Origin of the sequence: Candidatus Palauibacter sp. (genome assembly GCF_965216145.1) — a bacterium.
In the GTDB taxonomy this organism is placed as follows: domain Bacteria; phylum Gemmatimonadota; class Gemmatimonadetes; order Palauibacterales; family Palauibacteraceae; genus Palauibacter.
Genome location: NZ_OZ244149.1, coordinates 694,749 through 717,452 on the forward strand (window position 1 = coordinate 694,749; position 22,704 = coordinate 717,452).

Below are 22,704 nucleotides of genomic sequence, written 5' to 3' on the forward strand. Positions count from 1 at the left end.
CCTCGAAATCGAGTGCTTCCCGTCGTTCTGGAGGATGAAATGGGTCGAACCGCACGCATCGCAGGCCAACTGCTGCTCATCTCGGGTCTCTTGAACCCTGTCGGACTCGCGGGGCAGGACCCGCAGCAGTATCCGGGCCCGTTCCCCGGCGGCTATCCCTCGATGAGCGGGATCGGCGGGTCGGGGAAGATGTACATGGAGAGCTACTTCCCGCCGCCCGTCACGGCGTCGCCCACGTATCCGGCGTTCTCCCCCGATGGTGCGTCGATCGCCTTCGCCTACCAGGGACGGATCTGGGCCGTCCCGGCGGAAGGGGGCGTGGCCCGTCAGCTGACGTCCGGAGCCGGCTATCACTCGCAGCCGAGTTGGTCCTCCGACGGCCGTCACCTCGCCTACGCCTCGGATGTCGATCTCAACCTCGACATCTTCCTGCTCGATCTCGAGACCGGAGAATCCCGGAGGTTGACGGAAGATCCCGCCATCGACATGCGCCCGCGCTTCTCCCCCGACGGGTCCAGGATCCTGTTTACGACCGGCCGCGACGGGACGTTCGATCTCTGGGCGTACGACCTCGAGGCCGGGGCCGCGACGCCCGTCATCGCCCACCCGACGGCGAACGACATGGCCGGGGACTGGATCGGCGACACCGGGGACATCGTGTTCGTCTCCAAGCGCGGGGAGGCGGCGCTCGGCTCCGGCTCGCTGTGGCGCTGGAGCGCGGACGCCGGCGAGGCGGAGCTTCTCATCCGCATCGAGACCAACTACCAGGCGTCGCCCGTCGTGGCTCCGCGCGGCGGTTCGGTCGCCTACGTGACCGACGCTTCCGGGAACAACGACATCTATCAGGTACCGACGCACCGAGCGGGCGCGTCCCGGGATCGCTCCAGCCCGGGGATCCAGCAGGTGCGGCTCACCCATACGCGCACCGACGAGTACTTCCCTGCCTGGTCGCCGGACGGCGAGCGCCTCGTCTACGCCCGGAACGGCGGCAGCGCGGGGGAGGAGCGGACGACCGATGGCGGCATGGGGTTCGGGCTCTACACGACGGGCCGCGGCGGCGGCGAGCCCGTCCCCGTGCGGATCGAGGACTACGCCTGGTCGGAGCCGACGGGCCGCGTCCAGGTGCGTGTGAGCGGCGAGGATGGGCGGCGACTCCCCTCCCGCATCTACCTCCAGGCCTCGGACGGGCGCAGCTACTTCCCGGACGGGAGCTTCCCGCGCGTCCTCAGCGGGCCCGAGGACTACTACTTCCACACCGACGGCAGCTTCTCCCTCACGCTCCCGGTCGGCGAGGCGGAACTGGAGGTGTGGCGCGGGTTCGAGTACGAGCCCTTCACACAAACCGTGGACGTGCGCGCCGGCGAGTGGACGAACGTGGACGTTCGGCTCGAGCGCTGGATCGACATGGCCGCGGAGGGCTGGTATTCGGGCGACAATCACATTCATCCCAACTATGGCGGCCACTATTTCGTCACTCCGCTCGACCTCGGGAACAAGGCCCTGGCCGAAGATCTGAACGTGGCGAACGGGATGATCGCCAACTACTGGGCGAACAGTCGGGTGGAGGATCTGGAGCACTTCCTCGGCCACCCGCACCCGCACCCGGACCCGCGCACGATCGTCTACTACAACGAGGAGTACCGGCCGAACTTCTTCGCGCACATGTCGCTGCTGAACCTCGTGCAGCTCATCACGCCGTTCTACATCGGCTACGAGGGGACGGCATACCGCGAACTGTACCCGGACAACGCGACGGTGCTCAGGCGCGTGCACGAGCAGGGCGGGATCGGCGGCTACGTGCATCCGTTCGGGCTGAGCCACCGCGGGCCGGACCCGGCGCCCGGCGGGGCGCGCGAGCTACCGGTCGACGCGATCCTCGGGCTGGCCGACTTCGTGGACGTCTCCTGCATCTGGAGCGACGAACTGGGGACGGCCGCGATCTGGTATCGGCTGCTCAACACCGGGTCCCGGATCCCGGCCACGGCGGGGACGGACGTGATGAGCGACATGTGGCGACACCCGGCGGTGGGGACGACCCGTTCCTACGTCCGTACGGGCGAGGAGGAACTCGACTACGACGAATGGGCCGACGCGATGGCCGCGGGCCACGCCTTCGTGACGAGCGGACCCATCCTGACGCTCGACGTGGACGGCATGGGGATGGGAGAGGAACTGGCGGTCTCGGGCGGCGGGAGCGTGACGGTCGCGGTCGCGGCCCGCTCGCTGTTCGAGATGGAGCGCCTCGACATCATCCGGAACGGCGAGATCATCCACACCGTCGAGGCGAGCGGCGACGGGCGGGCGATAGAGGCGGAGATCGACGTACAGATGGACGGGAGCGGCTGGATCGCGGCCCGCGTCCTCGGCCCCGCGCAGCACGGCGCCATGGACAGCTACCTGTTCGCGCACACGAACCCGGTGTTCGTGATCGCCGATGGCGAACCGATCCGGTCGCAGGAGGACGCGGCGTTCTTCGTGCGCTGGATCGAGCGGACGCTCGAAGACCTCCACTCCATGGACCGCTGGGACGACCCCGCCCACAAGGCCGAGGTCATCGCCACCTTCGAGGAGGGCCTGCGCCTCTACTAGGACCAGACCGCTGGTGGGCGCTGAGAGCAGCGATCCGGGGCTGACGGAGGACTCAGCCCCGGTCGAACCCGACCCGGTTGAACCCGACGTACCCGCCGGCTTCGTCAACGCCGAGGTGCCGCTCGATGCGCTGCCCGGCGCGGAGAACGTCGAGTGGACGCCGCTTCACCCTCGTTTCGCGAGGCGTCTCCAGGCCGGGGCTCTCATCCGATCCATCGTCTTCGTCGGCGGTGGCGGGGCCCTCCATGCGGTCCTCGCTCGCAACCCGGACATCCTCGCGGAGTCCCCGCCGTGGCTCCCGGCGTTCTTCTGGGCCGTCCTGGGCGTGTTCTGCGTGTGGTCCGTCGTTTGGCCGCTCATCGCGGTCCCCCGCCGGGGCTACGTGGTGCGAGAGAAGGACCTCCTCTACAAGTCGGGCGTCCTCTGGCGCTCCGTGCAGGCGTTCCCCTTCAACCGGGTGCAGCACACCAAGCTCCACAGCACCCCGCTCGACCGCCGGTTCGATCTGGCGAGCCTGTCGGTCTTTCCGGCGGGGGGCGGCAGGGGTAACCGGGTCCCCGGTTTGGGACGGGAGACCGCCGAGCGGCTGCGCGTGTACATCTCGGATCGAATAGAGTCGGGGGCGGAAACGGCGGGTAACGAACCCTCAGAGGGTGCCGGGCACTCCTGTCAGTGAATCCGCCGAGCCCGGGCGATTGGCAACGCGCGTCGCCCTTCGCCATCGTGTTCTTCGCCGGAAACATCGTCAGGATCACGGCGCGAGTCCTGATCCCCCTGATCGCGACCGTGCCCCTGGTGCGGGACAATCCCGGCATCCTTGCCGTCCTGCTCCCCTTGTTGTGGGCGGCTCTCCTGCTGGTCCCCGTCGCGGCTACGGTGCAGTGGGCCTGCTTCAGGTTCAGGATTGCCGAGGACCGGCTTCTCATCCACAAGGGGTTCCTCAAGAAGAGCGCGCTTGACCTGCCGTACGAGCGCGTGCAGGGCATCAACGTCCGGCGGTCCCCGGTCGACCGCCTGTTCGAGCTGGTCACGGTCGCCCTGGATACCTCGGGCACGATCCAGGCCGAGGGCAAGCTGCCGTCGATCCGAACGGACGTAGCCCACCACCTGCAGCGCAGCGTGACAGCCCTTCGGCCCGGACTCGGGGGTCCCGACGCGGATCAAGGAGGCTCGGGGGGCCTGGACGCCGGCCTGGCCGCCGCTGCGACGCACCGGGGGCACATCCTGCTGAGACTCGGCCCGGCCGACATGGTGCGCATCGGGCTCGCCAACCGGAACTTCATCTTCGTAGCGGCGCTGGTCGGCGTGCTCGGTGACCTGCTCCAGCCCGGCGACCTCATGGATCCCGTCGTGGAGGCGGTCGAGGCCGGCGTCGACAGCGCCGCGAGCGCGCTCACCGGTCTCGGGGCCCTCGCCCGGGTGGGCCTCGCGGCCGCCCTGATCGCCTCCGTCGCGGGCGTGGCGCTCCTCCTCATGATTACGTCGGCGTTCCTGCGGCATCACAACTTCACGCTCCTGCACGACGGCCGCCGGTTCCGTTCCCATGCCGGCCTGCTCACGCAGCGCGAGGTCGTGGTCGAGGGCCCCAAGATCCAGCAGCTGACCGTGAGCCAGGACCTCGTGCTGCGGTGGTTCCGACGGTATCGGGTCCGCGCCCTCCCCGCCGGCGCCCTCCTCTCACCCGAGCAGAGCCAGGCGGTCGCAATCGAAGTGCCCGACGTGCTGGACGTGCCGCTCCTGGACGGCCGGCTCGCCGAAGACCTGCGGGCGCTACTGTTCGCCCGGGAAGCGAGGGGGATTCCCGTTCTTCCGCGCAGTAAGGGGTTCAAGCGCGTATCGCCTTACTACATTCGCGCCCTCGCCCTGCGTTATTGTCTCCTGTCGGCCCCCGTCTTCGGATTCCTCCTTTTTCTGGCGTGGGCCGGGATGCCTGTCGGCACTCGTACGATCCTCTTCTGGTGGGCCGGATTCTTGCCGGCCTTGGGGCTCGCGGCCTTGCAGCGGTGGCGGCGGCAGGGATACGTGCACGATAGCGATGGGCTGTCGAGCCGCAGCGGGTTCATCGGAAGCGAAGTGAAAGCGTTTCTCATGCGGAAGGCTCAGTCCGCGACGGTGAAGCAGTCCCCGCTGCAGCGCCGGAGGGACCTGGCCACGCTGCAGGTACAGCTGGCGTGCGGGAAGATCACGGTTCCGTACCTCGATCATCGCGCGGCGTGCGCGCTGCGGGACTACATCCTTTACAAGGTGGAGTCCTCGAGCCGGCGCTGGCACTGACGGGGCGACGCCCACGCCTTACCGGTTGGCGAGGCTATCGGCCCTTGAAGTTCGGTTCGCGTTTCTCGGTGAAGGCGCGGGGGCCTTCGGCGTGGTCCTCGGAGGCGAGCATGCGCTCGTAGACAGGGAACCGGCCCTCCTGGACGGCTTCGAAGGCGTCGCGCATCGACAGGCCCTCGATCCCCCGCACGACCTGCTTGATCGCCTGCATCGAGAGGGGCGCGTTCCGGGCCAGATGGTCGGCGACATCACGAGCTTTCGCGAGCACCTGATCCGGAGGGACGACCCAGTTCACGAGGCCCCACTCGTGCGCCTCCGGAGCCCCCATGCGGCGACCCGTCAGCAGCATCTCGATCGCGACGTTCCGCGGCAGCCTCCGTGGAAGACGCTGGAGGCCTCCCGCGTCGGGCACGTTCCCGAGGCGCGTCTCCGGGAACCAGAACTCGGCGTGTTCGCTCGCGACGATGAGATCGGCGGCGAGCATGATCTCGCAGCCTCCTCCCACCGCGAGGCCGTTCACGGCGGCGATCACGGGCTTCGTCAGATCCCACAGTTCCGTGATGCCTCCGAAGCCCCCCTCCCCGTAGTCCATCCGCTCGTGCTCACCCTCGACCGCGGCCTTGAGGTCCCAGCCGGCCGAAAAGATGCGGTCGCCGGTCGAGGCGAGGATCGCGACCCGGAGTTCGTCGTCGTCCCGGAAGTCGGAAAACGCCTCACCCATGCGGATGCTCGTCGCCGCGTCGATGGCATTCGCCGGCGGTCGGTCCAGCGTGACCTCGAGGACGTGCCCGCGGCGTCGGACTCTCACGGGGTCGGACATGTTCAACGACTCCTTTCCTGCGCTGGCCGCGAGTCGGCGGCGTCGCTCCGGAAGCTTCGGAGGAGGGTCAGGTTTCTGACGTCGGCGTCGGCGCCGTCGCCTCCCTTGGGGGTCTCCAGGATCTTGGGGACGTGGCGCAGTCGCGGGTCCAGCATCAGCCGCCGGAACGGTTCCTCGCCGAGGGTTCCCTGCCCGATCCCCTCGTGGCGGTCCTTGCGAGAGTCGAAGGGGTGCTTCGAATCGTTCATGTGGATGAGGCCGAGCAGGTCCAGTCCGAGAACCGCGTCGAACGCCTCCCATACCCCGTCGTAGTCGTCCACGAGGTCGTAGCCGGCGGAGAACCCGTGGCAGGTGTCGAAGCAGATGCCCACGCGGTCGCGCCGGGAGGCCGGGATCTGATCGATGATGCTGCGGAGGTTCTCGAAGCTCGCGCCGACCGTCGTCCCGGCGCCGGCGGTCAGTTCGAGGAGGACGCGGGTCGGACCCTCGACGGCCTCCAGCGATTCGGTCACGCCCCGGGCGTTGCGCGTGAGTCCCTCCTCGATATCGCCGTCCGTGGCGTTCCCCGGGTGCGTGACGAGGAAATCGAGGCCGAGGGCGGCGCAGCGCTGAAGTTCGCCCTGGAAGCAGCGTTGCGACATCCGCCACAGGCGCCGGTCCGGGGATGAGAGGTTGATGAGATAGGAATCATGCGCGCCGGCAACCGCGATGCCGTGCTCGGCGCGCGCTTCGCTGAACGCCGCCGCGGTTTCGTCGTCGATCTTCGGCTCGGCCCAGCGGTTGGGCTGCTTGGTGAACAACTGCAAGTTCGCCGCGCCGATCTCCACCGCCCGCCCGGGGGCGTTCTGCACCCCGCCCGCCACCGAGACGTGGGCGCCGAGTTCGTCCCGGCGGGCGTCGGGGCTCACGCCTTTCGCGGCGGTTGCGAAGGCCGAAGCTCGACGCGGCTCACGTGGGCTTCCGGCGGATACGAGAGGAGCTGCATGACGGCCGCGGCGCAGTCGTCCACGTGCAGCCGCCAGGTCCGCTCCGGCACCTGCTCCCGGCTGTTGAAGTACGTGTCCACGCTCCCGGGCATCACGACGCTCACGCGCACGCCGTCGTAGCGCACGTCGAGCATCATCGCCTCGCTGAGTCCGAGGAGCCCGTACTTGCTCGCGTTGTACCCGGTTCCTCCGCGAAACGGATGGCGGCTGGCCAGAGACGCGATGTTCACGATGAACCCGTCACCGCTCGCGACGAGGTGGGGGAGCGCCGCCTTCGAGCAGTAGAAGACGCCGCCCAGGTTCACGTCGATCTGAAGCTGCCACTCCTCGACGCTTAGCTCCGACATCGGCTTGAAGACGCCGAGGCCGGCGTTGTTCACGAGGATGTCGAGCCGTCCGAAGTGGTCCACGGTCTGCTCGACCATGCGCGCGCAGGCCCCCGCGTCCGCCACGTCGCACGCGATCCCGAGCGCCCGGTCGCCAAGTTCGGCCGCGACCGCCTGGACCTCGGATTCGGTCCTCGCGCAGAGAGCGACGGACCCACCCGCCTCAAGCAGATGCTCCGCAATCGAGCGGCCGATCCCCTTCGTCCCGCCCGTCACCAGCGCGACGCGCCCCGTCAGGTCTGGTATCTTGCCGCCTCTGTTGTCTAGGTCAGCTTGCCGAATGTGCCGCCTTGGCGGCCGCGATGATAGCGTCAGCAATCCCTTTGGCTCCGGACGGCCAGCACGAGCGCCAAGGCTTGTCGCACTGCTTCCGGATCTGTCTCCCGAGTTCGGTCCGTATGAACGGCATGAGCACCAACGCATCGTACTTCGGCAGTTCTCCTCGCACCTTGTCGAGGTGCCGACTCCAGTTCCCACTCCAACCCGGGTGAATGAACTTCACATCAATTTGTGGGGCGCGCTGCTTCAACTGATTTCGAACTGCCGCGTCCTTCTTTGCATGAAGCTCGTCGCCACCCACGAACAAGATCTTTGTAGGTTGCATCGGCGCTCCCGCGTCTGCCCCGCCATCATCGCGGTGCTGACTTTGGTCTTGCTGCAATAGAGCGTTCATTCGGCCTGTCTCACCGGCATAGTGATCCTCCGGTAATCCGTACGATCTGATCCTCACCAATAGCCCTTCGGCATCGTCTAACTCGCCTTCACTTGCATACTGATGAAACAATCGTTGAAGCACTTGGAGCGCACCCGTGCAGTGCCCCCGTTTCTCGAGACAGCGCACCCGTGCAATCAAGGCGTCCTCGGGTGCCCAAGCCGGCTGAAAGCGGTTCTCGGACAGCAGTTTCTCGAACTCCTCCAATCCGACCCCGCTTGCGGCCAGACTCTCCAGTCGGTCCAGAGCATCCTTTGCGTCGTCGTTTCGGCCGGCCCTTAGGTAGCCGGTGAGACAGGCACGTAGATCCGCTGCGGCGGCCTCACTCTCACCGAGTCTCTCAGCGCGCCGTTGCAATGCGTCGGTTACCTCTTCGCATCGCTCCACAGCGACCTCACTCTTCGTGAGCGCGTTTAGCGCAGCATCGTCACCGGTCCCAAGAAGGGCGCTCGCGAAGCGCCCCAACTCGTCGGCTCCGGCGCCGAGGTCGAGTCCCTCCACGGCCGGATCGACTAGATAGGGTGGGAAAGACGCCCCGGACTCCAGCGCCCTTATCATAACGTTGGCTGCATGGCTGAGCGTTCCTGCGGACTCCGCGCGCGCTGCCCGGGCGATCCCAAAGTAGAGGTTAGTCCTCGCCACAAGCGCTGCGCCGTAGTCCTTCGGTTGACCTCCGAAGCGGCTCTGAGCCCTTAGGAGATGATCTTCGGCCTCGCGGTAGCTACGTTCTCCGCTCTTGAGCACGTTCTCGCCGAGCGAAAGCACGCCGAGGCAGTAGTGTCCGTGCGCCGCGTATGGCACGTCGTCCTTCACCGCCTCTTGGAAGTTGGCTTGCCCCTCGCGGAGGCGATCCAGAAGGTCGTGGAGCCCGTCCTTGTCCCGAGGCAGGCATACATCCTCCAAGCTGTTAAACTTGCCCGCGAGCAATCCCAGATCGGCTTGTACCATCGCTCGGTGGTCAGGATCAGAATCCAGGTTGAGAAGACTCTCCAGCAGCCGGCGTGCCCGGTCGTGTTCAAGTGCCCTCTGCAAGCAATGCGCGCGACGGCGGCGAACGATCAGGAAAGGCTGAAACGCCGGTGCCTGGCCTTCCCGTTCCCACGCTCGTACGGCTTCCATAAGACGATCGAAGATGGTCCGTGCCTGGCCCTCCTCGCCACGTCGTAACAGCTCCGTTCCGATATCAAGCATTTCCATGAACAGGACCGGAGACCGAAGAAGTCCTCGAACCTTAGAGAAGCTTGCGACTTCGCTGGAGCGGTCGCAGCGCCACAAGGCTTGGACGACGTGACGAGCAGCCTGCTCGGTCGCAAAATCCGCGCCGTCGCCCAGATCACGTACTGCCGCTTGATCGTCGTACGCTTCCACGATCCGGTACCATGACTCCGACCGTGCCCAGCCTAGTACTGCACCAGCCCAGTACCAACGTGCCCGCTTGGGATTCCTGGCGGACACTTGTTCTCGCGGAGATTCATCGAACAGGACATCTCGGAAGCCAAGATGGAAGTAGGAGTGCTGACGTCTCCCGTTCAACTTCACGAATTCATCAACAGCATCGTCAACCTCGTCTTCATTCAAGCTGCCAACGACTTCCTGCTTACTGTCAACGACGGCCTCGATGAGCAATTGATCGAGCGTCGTGAAAGAGCTATAGCGACCGGGATCACCCTCGCCGCCCGGATCGCGTTCACTACCGGGATCACGCTCGCTGTCAGCCTCTAGATCCAGATTCACGTCTTCTGGCCCGGAGGTTTCTGGCTCGTCCCCAGGATCCGCCGTGGCCTCCTCAGATAGTGCTTGGAGCCAGCTCCATAGGTGATCCGCTAGCGGTTCCCCCATGATCGCGAGGGTCAGAAAGTACACAACGACTTGGCTGAGCCCATGTTCTCTCGCGAGGTCGTCGGCAGCAGCGTGAACCTCGGCCTTCTGGACTTCGAGGCGACGGCCCAAGTCTCCTTCCTCTGCTTGCGGGGCGATCCCGTCGTCGTTGGGGATACCGAGTGCATCAAGAAAGCGAGCCAGCATCTCGCGGCGCCGTTCCACATGCATGAGTCGCAGTAGGGAGGCAGACAGCGGGTTCGAGAATCTGAGCAGACGCGCGGCGCGGACTATCTTTTCGTCACCCCAGTTGTTTACGGTCTTCCTGCGGAAATTGCGGACTTCTGCCACAAGTTGAACGAGTTCCGCTCGCTCTTTTCTGTGACGAATGTGCGCCCTCAGAGTCGCTGATTTTTCATCATCGCGTAGGGCTCTCCAGAGCCGCTGTGCGCTCAGCCGCTTTGGCGCTCTAATGAGTCTCTGGAGACTAGGTGGCAGGTCACGGATGTCCCCTAGTCCGACCCGGCCGCTGCCACTCTCAGGATCAGATGCTGCTGTTCCCATGGGCTACTCCCTCGCTATTTGCTGTGCCTCAACACTCACCGCTTCTTCCCCCAATAGTGATCGCGCGCGTCACAGCGGGAGCCAGTAGCTGATCTTGAGCAGGAAGACGTGCTGGCCGCCCGCGCGCAGGCTGTCGACGAGACGGCCCGGATCGACGAGTTCGCCGGAGCTGCGCATGTCGGAGCGGTCCTGCTGCCACACCAGGAAGAGCGTGCTCCCCGGCTGCAGTTCCCAGCGCAGGACCACGTTGCTGCGGAGGGAAAGGACGTTGAAGTCACTGGCCGGGAGCGCGAACGCGCCGCCGCCCTCGGTCACGGTCCAGGAGCCGTCGGCGGCCCGGTCGATCGTCGACCCCCGCTCGCCGTACACGAGCAGGTCGCGGCTGCCGGGCGCGAGGAGTTCGCCGAGCCCGTAGCGGTGCCCGCTGGCCGCGAAGGGTTCGAAGTACGCCTCGAGCGTGAGGTCGGGCGTGAACGCGTAGCCGCCCCGGAACCGCACCGCGACGGTGCTGCGCTCAATGGCGGAGAAGACGTAACGCCGAGCGAAGGTCTCCACGCGCCCTCCATCCAGCGTCGTGAGGTACTGCCGCGACTCCACTTCGCGACGGTAGCTGGGCTCGATCTGGAGCTGGAGTGCCGGCCCCGGCCGGAGGGTGAGCGAGCCCCTCAGGTCGTACGCCCAGCCGCCTAGCTCGTCCTGCCCGTAGCCTCCGGCGAGACTGAAGCCCGTCCGGAACGAACGGTCGTTCGCGATCCTGAGGCCGCCGCGCCACCGCGCCAGCGTCTCCATGAGGGGGCCGCCGCGCGTGAGATGATCGCTCAGCGCGCGGGGCTGGTACTCGTAGTCGAGCGTCGTGCGCAGGTAGTTGTGCCAGGTAGCCGTGGCCTCGGCCCCCAGAATCGTCTCTGTGCGGACGCGGTTGAAGTTCCAGGCGCTCGACGACGTGAGGCCGAGCTGCCAGGACCTCGCGAAGGCGGTGGGCAGCGTCTCGCGGATTGCGAGGTCGGCTTCGGCCGTGAGCCGGTCCGCGTTGAACATCTGGCCCACGTCGTTGATCTCGAAGCCCGGCGATATCGCCTCGCCCCGCACGCGCCACAGCCAGCGCCGGCCGCCGGTCTTCTCCATCGCGAGCGCGGCGGTGTAGCCGGAGAGGGAGGTGCGCGAGGGGTCGAGTCGAGCGGTCTCCGCGTCTGGACGCTGGAAGAACCGGGCGCTGGAGCGCTGCGCCCGCAGGATCGCTTCGGGACTGCCGCTGATGCTCGAGAAGCCGGCGTGGCCGGTCAATTCGTATTCGCCGCCACCGAACCGGAGGTTCCAGTCGCCGCCCCCGGCGACCGCGCGCCACACGAGCAGTTCGGAGAGCCCGGGCTGCGCCTCGCGGCTGAGCGCGGTCCCCGTCAGCCCGACCGTCGAGCCGCTCTCACCGAGTTCCTGCTCGAGCCGGGCCACGCCGAACGCGCTCAGCGGTTCGACCGGCACCAGCGCCTCGCCCGGCTGCGGCGTCTCGCCGGGGAGCGGCGTCTCGCCGGGGAGCGGCGCCTCGCCTTCGGAGAAGTCGAACGTCCGCGCCTCCTCCCGGCCCGTGACGGCGAACAGGGCGCCCACGGCGGTCCCGCCGGGCATCCGCCCCGTCACCTTCGCGGCCCCGAGGATCGTCGTCTGGTCGGGCATCTCGACGCTGTCGGCCCGCGCGCGGCCGTGCGGCGGGGCACCGATGCGGCGCGAATAGAAGTAGCGCGGACCCAGCCCCTCCATGAGCTGCCGGCCCTCGGTGAAGAACGGCCGCCGTTCCTCGAAGACCTCCTCGAACGCGGTCAGGTTCACGACGGCGGGATCCGCCTCGACCTGTCCGAAGTCGGGGTTCACGGCCGCGTCCAGCGTCAGACTCGAACCCAGACCGAGCTTGAGGTCGGCCCCCACGCGCGCCTCGCTGTGCGTCACCAGCCCGCTCGAAGGACCTCCCGTCGGCGTGCGCATGTCCCCGGCGATGTAGGGAAGGAACTCGGGCCCCCGGCGCCCGCGCACCCCTTGGAGCCCGGTCAGGTCACCCAGCCTCGAGGACCACCCCGGCTCGCTCCGCACCACGAGTTCCCACAGGAGGTTCTCCTGAATGTCGGGCATGTAGCGGTTGATGTTGACGCCCCACGCCGGCTCATCGCCGTTGAAGCGCAGCTGGGAGAACGGCATCCGCATCTCGGCCGTCCACCCGAGGGAGTCCCTCTGTACTCGGGCCGACCACACCGGATCCCACGTGTAGTCGCGGTTGGAGACGTTGTCTTCGGGATGAAACCAGTCTGTGCGGCTACCCGCGGCGTTCACCCCGAACGAGACGGCGGTGCGGCGGTTCAGGTAGGGATCGAGCGACACCAGGAGCCGCTCGGAGCCGGTGTTCTGGTCGCGCCGTGTGCGGTAGGCCTGGAGGCTCGCGGGGTCGTCGGTGTACATGCGACCGCCGATCCACAGCGCCTCGTCGTCGAACACGAACGCGACCTCGGTGCGCCGCGTGGCGGGCTCGCCCTCGTCCGGCTCGCGCTGCCAGAAGGAGGTCACGAACTCCGCCTCCGCCCACACCGCGTCGTCCAGGCGACCGTCCAGGCGCAGCGTCCCCTCCGCGTCGCGGATGGCCCGCATCTGCTGCCGGTCGTCGATGCCCCTCCCCTGCCCCTGGACATCCCCACCGGGCAGCGCCAGCACCGTCGCGACAACGGAAGCCAACGCCAGTCGGCGCTGCGTCATGGGCATCGGCAGACCCCGTTCCTCATTCGGTTATTCGTTGAGGAAGATGTCCTTCGGGATGAACCCGGTCACGACCTGGGTCAGGTCGACGACCTCACTGACACGAAAGTCTACGGCGATACTGGCGAGGGAGAGCGCCTTGTCGGGCGTCAGCCCCTTCTCCTCGACGAGGAACTCCACCACCAGGCGCGTCGCCTCGCGCGCGGCTCGGTCCAGGTCGAGATCGATCCCCATGATCAGGTAGTGGGTCGCCGTCTCCGCGCGGGGGGCGGAGATCGTCACCCCCTTGTGCAGGACGAATTGGAAGACGCCGGTGAGCGACTGCTCGATCGCGGTGCCGCTGACCTCCCCGTCGCCCTGGGCCCCGTGCGGATCGCCGGTGTAGAAGAGCGCCCCCGGATGGAAGACGGGGAGATATACGGTCGTCCCGGCCGTGAGGTCCTTCACGTCGAGGTTGCCGCCGAAGGCCCCCGGGGGGCGGGACCCCTGAACGCCCGGCACCGTCACTCCCGGCTCGCCGACGACCGGATCGGGGGCCACGGCGAGGATCCCCATGAACGGCGCCAACGGCACCTGAATGTCGGGGGAGAAGAACGCGACTTCCCGACCTTCGACCTCTCCGGTCCGGATCAGGTGGCGGGCGGACGGGATATCCAGCGCCATGTCGTCGGCACGCGCGCCGGGATAGCTCGGGGAGAAGACGCCACCCCGGCCGCTGGTGGAGTTCACGCCCCACGGCACCCGCGTCTCGATATCGAGGATCCGGATCTCCAGCATGTCGCCGGGCTCCGCCCCTTCGATGTGGACCGGGCCGGTGATCACATGTCCGCTTCGGCCCTCGCGGGGACGACCTTCGCGCGACGCCCAGAAGTCGATCACGTCGTCGAGAATCTCTTCCCGCGGAACACCGAGCCCGGTGAGAAAGTCGATGGGATCCGCGTCCTGCGTGGCGCCGACATGGGTCAGGGTGTGGATGCGGACGGTCTCCCCGGACGCGATCCGCAGCACGGGCTCCTTGTCGATCGGATACCAGCCCCAGTTGAGCGTGGCCGGCCGTGACGGGAGGGAATGGTCCGCTTCCAGTCCCTGGCCCCCAGCCATGTCCGAGCCCGCGGAGACCGGATCCTCGTCCGGCGGCGCCCCGCATCCCGGCGCCAGCGCCATGAGCGCCATACAACCCGCGATCGTCCGGTTCATCCGACTCGACATTGGACCTCCTCGCCAACGGGGAGTGAGGGGTTACACTGGAGACGCCGCAGTCCAGGGGCAACGATGGGCGGCATCCGGCGGGAGACGACCATGCGGAAAGCGACCAGGCACACGGGAATGACGAGAAGTCGCCGGTTCAGCGCGGTGCCGGGGCGGGGGTCCGCCGCGGTGTGCGGAATCGCGGGAGCCGCCTGGGTTCTCCTGTCCGCGTGTTCAGGCCCCGGCGCTGGCGGGGACGCCGCGGCCGGCGCATCGCCCGACGGGGGCGCTCCTTCGTTCGCGGTCGATCCCGGCTGGCCGCGCGAGATGCCCGACCTCTGGATCATGGGATCCGTCACCGGTGTGTTCGTCGACGCGCAGGACCACGTCTGGGTCACCCACCTGCCCGAGACGCTGACACCCGAAGAGATCTCCGCGGTGCAGGACCCGCCGATCGGGACCTGCTGCGTGCCGGCCCCCGTGGTCGTCGAGTTCGATCCCGAGGGCAACGTGGTCCAGGGCTGGGGCGACCCCGCCACGCAGGACGTGTCCGAATTCCCCCGCAACGCACACGGCATCTTCGTCGATCACAACGACTACGTCTGGGTGGGCACCTACCGCCACCACCGCGTCATGAAGTTCACGCGCTCCGGCGACCTCCTCATGACGATCGGCCGCTACGACGAGAACGCGGGGAGCGATGACAGGGAACTTCTCGGGGGCCCCGCCGGCATCTGGGTGGACCCCGAGGACAACGAGGTCTTCATCGCCGATGGCTACCGGAACCGCCGCGTCGTCGTCTTCCACGGGGAGACTGGAGCCTATCTTCGCCACTGGGGCGCCTACGGAGCAGCGCCGGACGACGCCTATGAGTACGACTACGCCAGCCGGGGACCTGACACGGAAGCGCCCCGCCAGTTCTCCACCGTCCACGGCCTCGCCGGATCGAACGACGGCCTCATCTACGTGGCGGACCGCCGCGGGAACCGGATTCAGGTGTTCGATCAGCAGGGCGCGTTCCAGGCCGAAAAGATCGTGGCGCCGCAGACGCGAGCTTCAGGCTCGGCGTTCGTGGTGGCGTTCTCACCCGATTCGGAGCAGCGCTGGCTCTACCTCGCCGACGGGACCAACCACAAGGTGTGGATCCTCCGCCGCAGCGACCTCGAGATCGTGGGAGAGTTCGGTCGCGGCGGGCGCCAGTTGGGCCAGTTCCTGCGCCCCCACGGGATGAGCGTCGATTCCCGCGGCAACATCTACGTGGGCGAAGCCTCGACAGGACGCCGGGTGCAGCGCTTCACCCCCCGTTGATACGGAACAAGATTGGAACACGCCCGTTTCGGAAGCTCAGGCACGACCATGTGAGCAGCGAGCTTGGTGGCTGGTGGATTCACCGGGTGGCACCGTTTCGCACCCCGGGAGACCCGGTCGTACTCTTTCGTCGCCTCCGGGAAGTCGTTGCCTCCATGCCACGCACCCATATCGTGACGGCGACGGACGACTACCTGCGCGCAGTCTGCAGAACCCGGCTCGGGTTCCGCGACGATCTGGAGTTCCGGTGGTGTCCGTTGGAGGGCGTCGCCCATGTAACGTCGGCGTCTCGCGTCGGCATTTTCGATTTCGGGGTAAACCGGCGGAGGGTAGAGCGAGTGCGCAGGGGGCTTGAAGCGATCAACTCCGGAGAGCACTAACACAACGGGCATGGTCGCCGCGGCCCGCCGGAGCAACGGCGCGAGATCTCGAGTGATCATGGGCGTGTCGGTGCCCCTGTGTCGGCCTATGCCAATTGAAAATCTGATTTTGAATTGGCATAAGGCTTCACAGGGACTTCCAGCAACCACCGCCACGACGGGTCACCAACGTCCTTGTTACGCACAACTAACGACGCCACGTCGCGACCGAATCAATGCCCATAGCTTCAGCCGCGGTTGCCTTCGCCCCATGCGGAGGTGAGCGGCTTCCCGTCGATGAAACGGCCGGGCCGGAAGGGTGAGAGGTCGATGGCCGGCGTCTCGCCGCAGATCACGTCGGCCAGCGCTTCGCCGATGGGCGGTCCCAGCTTGAATCCGTGGCCGCTCCCGCCGAAGAAGGCGTAGTAACCCTCGAGGCCCGGCTCCGGGCCCACGATGGGGTGCCAGTCGTCCGTGATCGTGTAGATCGAGGCGTAGCCGCCCAGGTGTCTTGCGTTCGCCAGCGCGGGAATCCGCTCGAACAGCACGCGCTCGATGCGTTCTCGTATCCCCGGATCGAGCGCCGGATCGCAGCCGTCGGGTTCCACCGGCTCGATCTCCTTGGGCGCCCCCAGTCCGACGATGATCCGATCTTCGCCATCGGGTCGCAGGTAGAAGCGCAGACCCGGATCCGACACCACGGGGAGAGCTCCGAAGCCGACCGGCATGTGCACGAACAGATCGCTCTCGCGGCTCCAGCGCAGGGAGTACTTAAGCCCAAGCCATGAGCCGACGCGACCGGCCCAGGGACCTGCGGCGTTCACGACGACGTTCGTCTCGATCGGCCCGCCCTCGGTCTCCACTGCGACCACCCGGTCCCCGAGCTGGCGGACGCCCGTGGCCGCGACGCCGGCGCGGGGCTCGAGTCCCCATGGGCGAGCCGCCGCCACCAGGTTCTCGGTCGTCCGCGTCGGATCGGCATAGCCCGAGCGAGGCTCGAGGATGCCGTAAGAGACGCCGTCCAGGGAGAGTGGAGGCGCCAGATCGGCCACCTCTTCCACGGTGAGGCGTTCGACGTGGAGTCCATGCCGCCGCTCCGACTCGAGGATCTGCTCCCCGGCCGCGCGCAGGCGCTCGCCGATGAGGAGCAGGAAGCCGATGGGGCGAAAGCCGCAGTCGCCGCCGAGCAGTTCGCGATCGTTCTGGAACATGTGAAGGGCCCGCTTCGCCAGTTCGAGGGTGATCGGGTTCGAGTAGTACGTGCGGACGATCGCGGCGGAATGTCCCGTGCTCACGCCCGCCAGGCGTCCCCTCTCAAGCAGGACGACGCGTCCGAACCCCCTCTTTGCGAGGAAGTGTGCGGCGCTGGCCCCCATGATCCCGCCGCCGATGACGACGGCGTCCGCGGTCTTCATGACCGAAGTCGCTCCGTCTCCGCCAGGTCGACGGCCAATTCGCCCGACCTGATGGCCACGCCGTAGGCTTCCCGAGCCCGGGCCCGGGAGATCTTGCCCTCCCGCACATCCCGGAGCACGGCCTCCGGATCCCGTTCGTGCGCCGGCCCGAACCCGCCGCCGCCCGCGGTCTCGATACGCACGCGGTCTCCCTTCGCCAGTTGCACCGTCGCTTTCGAGCCGAGAACACGCGCCTCCCCGTCCGAGATCAACAGGTAACTCGCGACCTTCCCCTCCCCGCCCCCGCGCAGGCCATGGGCCGGGAAGCGGGCCCGGTCCGCCAGCGTCGTGAACGTCGGCTCGTGGCCCACGAACTCGTACTCCCGACACAGCGCCAGCCCGCCGCGCTGGCGCCCCGCCCCCTCGGAGTCGGGGACCAGGCTGTACTCGTGGATGCGGACCGGATAGTTGAGTTCCGTCTCCTCGACCGGCGCGTTCTGGGTGTTCTGGATGTGCGTCTGGACCGCGTCCGGACCGTCGGAGTCGTGGCGTCCGCCGTACCCCCCCGCGAGCGTCTCGAGGAAGCAGTAGTACTCTCCGCTCGCGGGATCCTCGCCCCCGAACCCCACGTGGCAGATCATCCCTTTCGTTCCCGCGGGAACGCGGTCGGGCATGGGATCCGAGAGAGCCCGGAACATGATGTCGCAGAGCCGCATCGCGACTTCCCACCCTCCGACCACGCCGGCTGGGGGTCGGACGTTGACCGCCGATCCCTCGGGCGCGACCACCTCGATCGGACGATAGAAGCCCTCGTTCAGCGGGATGTCCGGATCGACCAGACACTTGAGCACGTAGACGCAGGCCGTGAAGCACTGCGTGAGGTTGCAGTTCATCGGCGCCGCCCGCTGCGGGTCGGTCCCTGTGAAATCGAAGCGGGCCGACGAACCGTCGAAGCGGATCCGGACCTTGAGGTGAACGGGTTCGCCGGTGATTCCGTCGTCGTCGAGGCACCCCTCCGCCTCGAACTCGCCGCGCGGGAGGCCCGCCAACTCGGCGCGAAGCCTCCGTTCGCTGTACTCGATCATGCGCTCGATGTAGAAGCGCAGGGTCTCAGCACCGTAGCGCTCCCACAGCGCGGACAGCCGCCGAAGCCCGATTTCGTTCGCGGCGGACTGCGCTCTCAGGTCGCCCGCCACCTCCTTCTTCGCGCGCACGTTGGCGAGGAAGAGCTTGTGCACGTCCTCCGCCAGTTCACCGCCGGTGAACAGCCTGACGACGGGAAGGATGATCCCCTCCTGGTAGATCTCGCGGAACGCTCCGATGCTGGCGGGCGCCCCGCCCCCCACGTCGACGTGATGGCAGCAGTTGGCCACGTAGCCGACCAGTTCGCCCCCGTGGAAGAAGGGCGCGATGAGGAAGACATCGTTGAGGTGGCTCGCCTGGCGGTGCGGGTCGTTGACCAGCAGGGCGTCGCCCGGAGCGAGCGTCGCGCCTCCGTGTTCGTCCGCGTACTCGGCGACCGCGCGCGGGACGAGCCGCCCGATCGTCACCAGGTGCGCGGGCTGGCAGAATGCCTGCGCCACCATGCGGCCGGCCGCGTCCACGAAGGCGCACGAATAGTCCAGCCGCGTCTTGATGTTGGTCGAATACGCCGTCCGCTGCAGCGTGACGGACATCTCCTCCGTCGCCTCGACGAGCGCGTTGCGGATGACCTCGAACAGGACCGGATCCACCGTCCGGCCTTCACGCGGCGGCACGTCGACCTCACGTGGCGGCATGTCGACCTCCCGCTCGAGTCTCGAGGCGCGTTCCAACCCACAGGATGAGGATGGTAAGAGGTAGTCCCACCAGGATCGGATCCAGCTCCCAGATGATGACGACCGCTCCCACCTCGCGAATCGCTCCGAACGCCTGCCAGGCGGCCTGGACTCCGGCGCCGATGAGCATCGCCGCCATGACGGTCCGGGGCGCCTCGCGAACGGATCTGAACAGGACGAGGCCGACCAGGGCGGGCGCGACCGAGGCCCCCATGATCCGTCCCCCGATCCAGAACAGCTCGATGAGGAGCGGCAGCGCCAGATAGAGGACCGCGGCCAGCGCGCCCACGATGAGGACGTTGATGCGGTACACCCACAGTTGCCTGGCGGCGCTGGCGGCGGGCGCGAAGAACCGCACGTACAGATCCAGCGTGAAGTTCGAGGCGATCGTGTTGATCGTGCTCGAGAGGGTGGACATGCTCGCGGCGAGCACGCACACCACGACCAGGCTCGCCAGCTTGTCTCCCGCCGCTCCGAACGCGAGCGTGACGAAGGCGTCCTCGGCCGCCATGCCGGGTCCGTAGATCGTGCGGGCGATGATCCCGGTGAGCGGCGGCGTCATGTACCAGATCGATGCGATGATCCCTCCGTACAGGAACCCCTTGCGCGCCACCGCCGCGCTCGAGGCGGCGAACCCGCGCTGGATGAGCCCCTGGTACGCCCCGGTAATCGCCAGCCCGATGACGATCCAGGCGAGAACCTGGGTGACACCCGCCCGCCCGAAGGTGTCGAGCAGAGCAGGATCGATGTCGGCCCTCAGCCCGCCGAGCCCGCCGGCCGCTGCGAGCCCCCCCACGAGCACCCCGATCGAACCGGCCAGGATGATGAAGAACTGGATCGCGTCCGTCGCCATCACCGCCCACATGCCACCCAGGAACACGTAGACCGACGTCACGCCGAGCCAGAGCAGGAGCGATTCTCCCACCGACATCCCGAGCACCGTCGTGGTCACGAGCGTCAGTGCCCCGATCGTTCCGGCGGTCACCCCCATGTCGCGCATAATGATGAGGACGAGCGACACGACGCGGTGGCGGGGCCCGAAGTAGCGGCCGAACAGTTCGGGTATGGTGATCACCCCCGTCCCCCACAGCCGGGGGATGATGAAGTACGCGATCCAGATCGTCCCCAGCATGAACGAGCCGCCGCTCCAGTAGGCGTCGAGGCCGAAGTCCGCCCCCAGCGCGGAGATCCCGATCAGCGTGGTCCCGTTGATCCACGTGGCCGCGACCGAGAACGCGATGAGCCATACGCCGGAATTCCGCCCGGCCACCGCCATGTCCTCGACGGACCGCACCCGACGCCGGAACCAGACGCCGACCCCGAGCATGAGGGCGAGGTACGCGCCGATGAACCACCACGAGAGCTGGACCCCCTCCATCATCACGTGATCCCCACCTTACCCTCGCAGCAGCCAGCCCCAGAGCCCGATGTAGCCGAGGCCCAGGAGCACCAGCAGCAAAAGCGCCAGCCAGGGGTTGAACCGGGGGAGGCGGACCTCGTCCATGTCCATCGGCTCCGGGCTCATGCCCGCGCTCCGGCGGCGATCAGGAGGTTCCCGAACTCGTCCACCGCCGCGCGGTACCCGGCGTGCACGAGCGTCGTGGAGTCGACCTCTTCGATGATCGCGGGGCCGATGACGGCGTGCCCCGCGCGCAGCAGCGCCCGGTCGTAGATGCCCGCCTCGACGAAACCGGCGGCATCGGCGAAGAACACGCGTCGCGTCCCTCTCCGCGCGTCGGAGACGCTCGTCCCATTCGAGCCGATCCTCTGCAAACGCGGCCGCGGGATCCGGCCGATGGCCGTGACCGTGAAATTCACCAGTTCCACCGGCTCGTCCGGATATCCGTGACCGTAGGCGCGCTCGTGCGCGACGTGGAAGCTCCGCACCGCGTCGGCCAGCGCAGGGACGTCCACCCTCTCCGCCGGACAGCTGACGGCCACTTCGGACGACTGGCCGGCATACCGCATCTCTATCCCGCGCCGGAACTCCATTGCCTCCGGGGCCACGCCTCCCCGCTCCAGCGTCCTCCGACCCTCGTCCTCCATCCTCTCGAACAGCGACCGGATCCGGCCGACATCCGGGGCGTCGGCGGGCATGACCCGGGTGTGCGAGAACTCATGCCTGAGGTCCGTCACCAGGAGACCCAGGGCGGACGCGGTCCCGGGGCTGGGTGGAATCACGAGCGCGGGGATCTGCATCTCCATGCACAGCCGCGACGCGTGGAGCGGCCCCGCCCCGCCGAACGCGACCATGGCCAGTTCCCGCGGATCGTAGCCCCGGCGCACGGTCACGAGGCGCAGCGCGTTGATCATGGTCGCGTTCGCGATCTCGATGATGCCGTTGGCCGCCTCGACCACGTCGAGGCCGAGCGGATCGGCGCAACGCTCGCGAATTCCCGACGCGGCCGCGGCCGCGTCGAGTTCCATTTCGCCACCCAGGAAGAAGTCCGGGTTGAGGCGGCCGAGCACCAGGTTGGCGTCCGTGATCGTCGGCTCCGTACCGCCCTTGCCATAGCAGATGGGCCCCGGGTCGGCCCCCGCGCTCCGCGGGCCGACGCGCAGCACGCCCCCGGGGTCGACCCACGCGAGGCTTCCCCCGCCGGCCCCCACTTCCACGAGGTCGATCACCGGCGTGCGGATCGGATAACCGGCGGCCCGGGTCATCCCCTGACCGGGCTGGGCCTGCGCTCCGACCTCGTATTCCTTCGTCACCCTGGGCCGGCCGTCCAGGATGAGGCCGGCCTTGGCCGTCGTCCCGCCCATGTCGAAGGAGATGAGATCGGCGCGACCGAGTTGGCCCGCGATGAAGTTGGCGGAGACCACGCCCGCCGCGGGCCCGGACTCGACCATGAACACCGGCTTGCTCGCGGCCTGCTCCGCGGTCAGCACGCCGCCGTTGGACTGCATGACGAGGAGTTCGGCCTCCACGCCGACCCGGCCCAGCCCCTCCTCGATCCCGGCGAGATAGCGCGCCACCACGGGGATGATGCACGCGTTGATCACGCACGTGCTGGCCCGGAAGTACTCGCGGAATTCGGGACACACGCGTGATGAGAGAGAGATGAGGAGGTCGGGATCTCCTTCCCGGAGGATCTCGGCCACGCGCGTCTCGTGCACGGAGTTCGCGTAGCTGTGCAGGAGGCACACGGCGACGGACCGCACCCCCCGTTCCGCGAGCGCCCGCGAGATCCCGCGCACGGCGTCCTCATCGAGCGGCCGCAGCACGTCGCCCGCCGCGTCCAGTCTCTCCGGCACCTCGTGGCACAGGTCGCGCGGAACGAGCGGCCGGAGCTTCTCGAAGTGGACGTCGTAAAGGGAGGGCCGGACCTGGCGGGCGATCTCGAGCATGTCGCCGAAGCCCTCGGTCGTGACGAAGGCCGTCCGGGGCGTCCGGCCCTCGATCAGCGAGTTGGTGGCGACCGTCGTCCCGTGAACGAGGTGGGAGATCGATCCGGGTCCGACCGCGCCCTTCTCGAGCACGCGGGACAGCGCGTCCATGAATCCGACGGCGGGATCGGCGGGCGTCGAGGGGACCTTGGCCGTCTCGATCCGACCCGTCTCCCCGCGGATGAGGACCGCATCCGTGAAGGTACCGCCCACGTCTATGCCGAGGTGGAACTGGTTGCCCGTCAACACGGCGTTCTCCCGGAGCGAGGTCGAACCAACCTTCGATGCGGGCGCTGCGCCACACAAGACGGACGGCGGTCGGCCGCCCCGAACCCCGGCGTCTGGACGCCGGGGACGGGCTTCGTA

16 protein-coding genes are annotated in these 22,704 nt (G+C 67.9%); 5 read left to right on the plus strand and 11 right to left on the minus strand.

Annotated elements, in window-relative coordinates; genetic code table 11:
• The first annotated feature begins 39 nt into the window (after nucleotides 1-39).
• From ACOOHF_RS03015 to ACOOHF_RS03025, 3 genes are read left to right on the plus strand one after another with little or no spacing between them, the layout of a single operon-like run.
• A complete protein-coding gene (locus tag ACOOHF_RS03015; RefSeq protein WP_420463319.1) occupies nucleotides 40-2,589 on the plus strand; it encodes a CehA/McbA family metallohydrolase in 2,550 nt (849 codons plus the stop codon).
• A 13-nt stretch (nucleotides 2,590-2,602) separates the two neighbouring features.
• Nucleotides 2,603-3,265 (plus strand): PH domain-containing protein, encoded by a 663-nt coding sequence (locus tag ACOOHF_RS03020; RefSeq protein WP_420463320.1) that lies wholly within the window; start codon nucleotides 2,603-2,605, stop codon nucleotides 3,263-3,265.
• Complete coding sequence (locus tag ACOOHF_RS03025; RefSeq protein WP_420463321.1) at nucleotides 3,262-4,863, plus strand: PH domain-containing protein; 1,602 nt, start codon at nucleotides 3,262-3,264, stop codon at nucleotides 4,861-4,863. Before ACOOHF_RS03020 ends, ACOOHF_RS03025 begins: the two co-directional genes overlap by 4 nt.
• 34 nt (nucleotides 4,864-4,897) lie before the next feature.
• On the opposite strand, the gene ACOOHF_RS03030 is transcribed toward ACOOHF_RS03025, so the two are convergent.
• From ACOOHF_RS03030 to ACOOHF_RS03055, 6 genes are all read right to left on the minus strand, one after another.
• Complete coding sequence (locus tag ACOOHF_RS03030; protein ID WP_420463322.1) at nucleotides 4,898-5,683, minus strand: enoyl-CoA hydratase-related protein; 786 nt, start codon at nucleotides 5,681-5,683, stop codon at nucleotides 4,898-4,900.
• A 2-nt stretch (nucleotides 5,684-5,685) separates the two neighbouring features.
• Nucleotides 5,686-6,591 (minus strand): deoxyribonuclease IV, encoded by a 906-nt coding sequence (locus ACOOHF_RS03035; protein ID WP_420463323.1) that lies wholly within the window; start codon nucleotides 6,589-6,591, stop codon nucleotides 5,686-5,688.
• Nucleotides 6,588-7,337, minus strand: coding sequence for an SDR family oxidoreductase (locus ACOOHF_RS03040; protein ID WP_420464322.1), 750 nt, complete (start codon nucleotides 7,335-7,337; stop codon nucleotides 6,588-6,590). Before ACOOHF_RS03040 ends, ACOOHF_RS03035 begins: the two co-directional genes overlap by 4 nt.
• The gene (locus ACOOHF_RS03045) at nucleotides 7,324-10,149 is read right to left on the minus strand and encodes a hypothetical protein (protein ID WP_420463324.1); all 2,826 of its coding nucleotides are present in this window, start codon (nucleotides 10,147-10,149) and stop codon (nucleotides 7,324-7,326) included. Before ACOOHF_RS03045 ends, ACOOHF_RS03040 begins: the two co-directional genes overlap by 14 nt.
• A gap of 69 nt (nucleotides 10,150-10,218) precedes the next feature.
• Nucleotides 10,219-12,885 (minus strand): DUF5916 domain-containing protein, encoded by a 2,667-nt coding sequence (locus ACOOHF_RS03050; RefSeq protein WP_420463325.1) that lies wholly within the window; start codon nucleotides 12,883-12,885, stop codon nucleotides 10,219-10,221.
• Between the two features lie 30 nt (nucleotides 12,886-12,915).
• Nucleotides 12,916-14,094 carry an acetamidase/formamidase family protein gene (locus ACOOHF_RS03055; protein ID WP_420463326.1) on the minus strand — a complete coding sequence of 393 codons (1,179 nt, stop codon included), beginning with the start codon at nucleotides 14,092-14,094 and terminating at the stop codon, nucleotides 12,916-12,918.
• A gap of 117 nt (nucleotides 14,095-14,211) precedes the next feature.
• Here ACOOHF_RS03055 and ACOOHF_RS03060 point away from each other — a divergent pair, with 117 nt between their 5' ends.
• Nucleotides 14,212-15,381 carry a hypothetical protein gene (locus ACOOHF_RS03060; protein WP_420463327.1) on the plus strand — a complete coding sequence of 390 codons (1,170 nt, stop codon included), beginning with the start codon at nucleotides 14,212-14,214 and terminating at the stop codon, nucleotides 15,379-15,381.
• Nucleotides 15,382-15,467: 86 nt separating this feature from the next.
• Nucleotides 15,468-15,761, plus strand: coding sequence for a DUF1499 domain-containing protein (locus tag ACOOHF_RS03065; protein ID WP_420464323.1), 294 nt, complete (start codon nucleotides 15,468-15,470; stop codon nucleotides 15,759-15,761).
• Nucleotides 15,762-15,988: 227 nt separating this feature from the next.
• Here the strand turns inward: ACOOHF_RS03065 and ACOOHF_RS03070 are convergent, their stop codons facing one another.
• The 5 genes from ACOOHF_RS03070 to ACOOHF_RS03090 are packed head-to-tail and all read right to left on the minus strand — an operon-like array spanning nucleotide 15,989 to nucleotide 22,587.
• Complete coding sequence (locus ACOOHF_RS03070) at nucleotides 15,989-17,155, minus strand: NAD(P)/FAD-dependent oxidoreductase (RefSeq protein WP_419936195.1); 1,167 nt, start codon at nucleotides 17,153-17,155, stop codon at nucleotides 15,989-15,991.
• On the minus strand, nucleotides 17,152-18,912 hold the full coding sequence (locus ACOOHF_RS03075) for a hydantoinase B/oxoprolinase family protein (protein ID WP_420463328.1): 1,761 nt from the start codon (nucleotides 18,910-18,912) through the stop codon (nucleotides 17,152-17,154). The genes ACOOHF_RS03070 and ACOOHF_RS03075 overlap by 4 nt, the downstream gene beginning before the upstream one ends.
• Nucleotides 18,899-20,332: a sodium:solute symporter family protein gene (locus ACOOHF_RS03080; protein WP_419936193.1), complete on the minus strand. Its 1,434-nt coding sequence runs from the start codon at nucleotides 20,330-20,332 to the stop codon at nucleotides 18,899-18,901. The genes ACOOHF_RS03075 and ACOOHF_RS03080 overlap by 14 nt, the downstream gene beginning before the upstream one ends.
• A gap of 15 nt (nucleotides 20,333-20,347) precedes the next feature.
• Entirely contained in the window at nucleotides 20,348-20,476 is a 129-nt protein-coding gene (locus ACOOHF_RS03085; RefSeq protein ID WP_419936192.1) for a hypothetical protein, read from the minus strand.
• Complete coding sequence (locus tag ACOOHF_RS03090; RefSeq protein ID WP_420463329.1) at nucleotides 20,473-22,587, minus strand: hydantoinase/oxoprolinase family protein; 2,115 nt, start codon at nucleotides 22,585-22,587, stop codon at nucleotides 20,473-20,475. Before ACOOHF_RS03090 ends, ACOOHF_RS03085 begins: the two co-directional genes overlap by 4 nt.
• Nucleotides 22,588-22,704 lie beyond the last annotated feature (117 nt).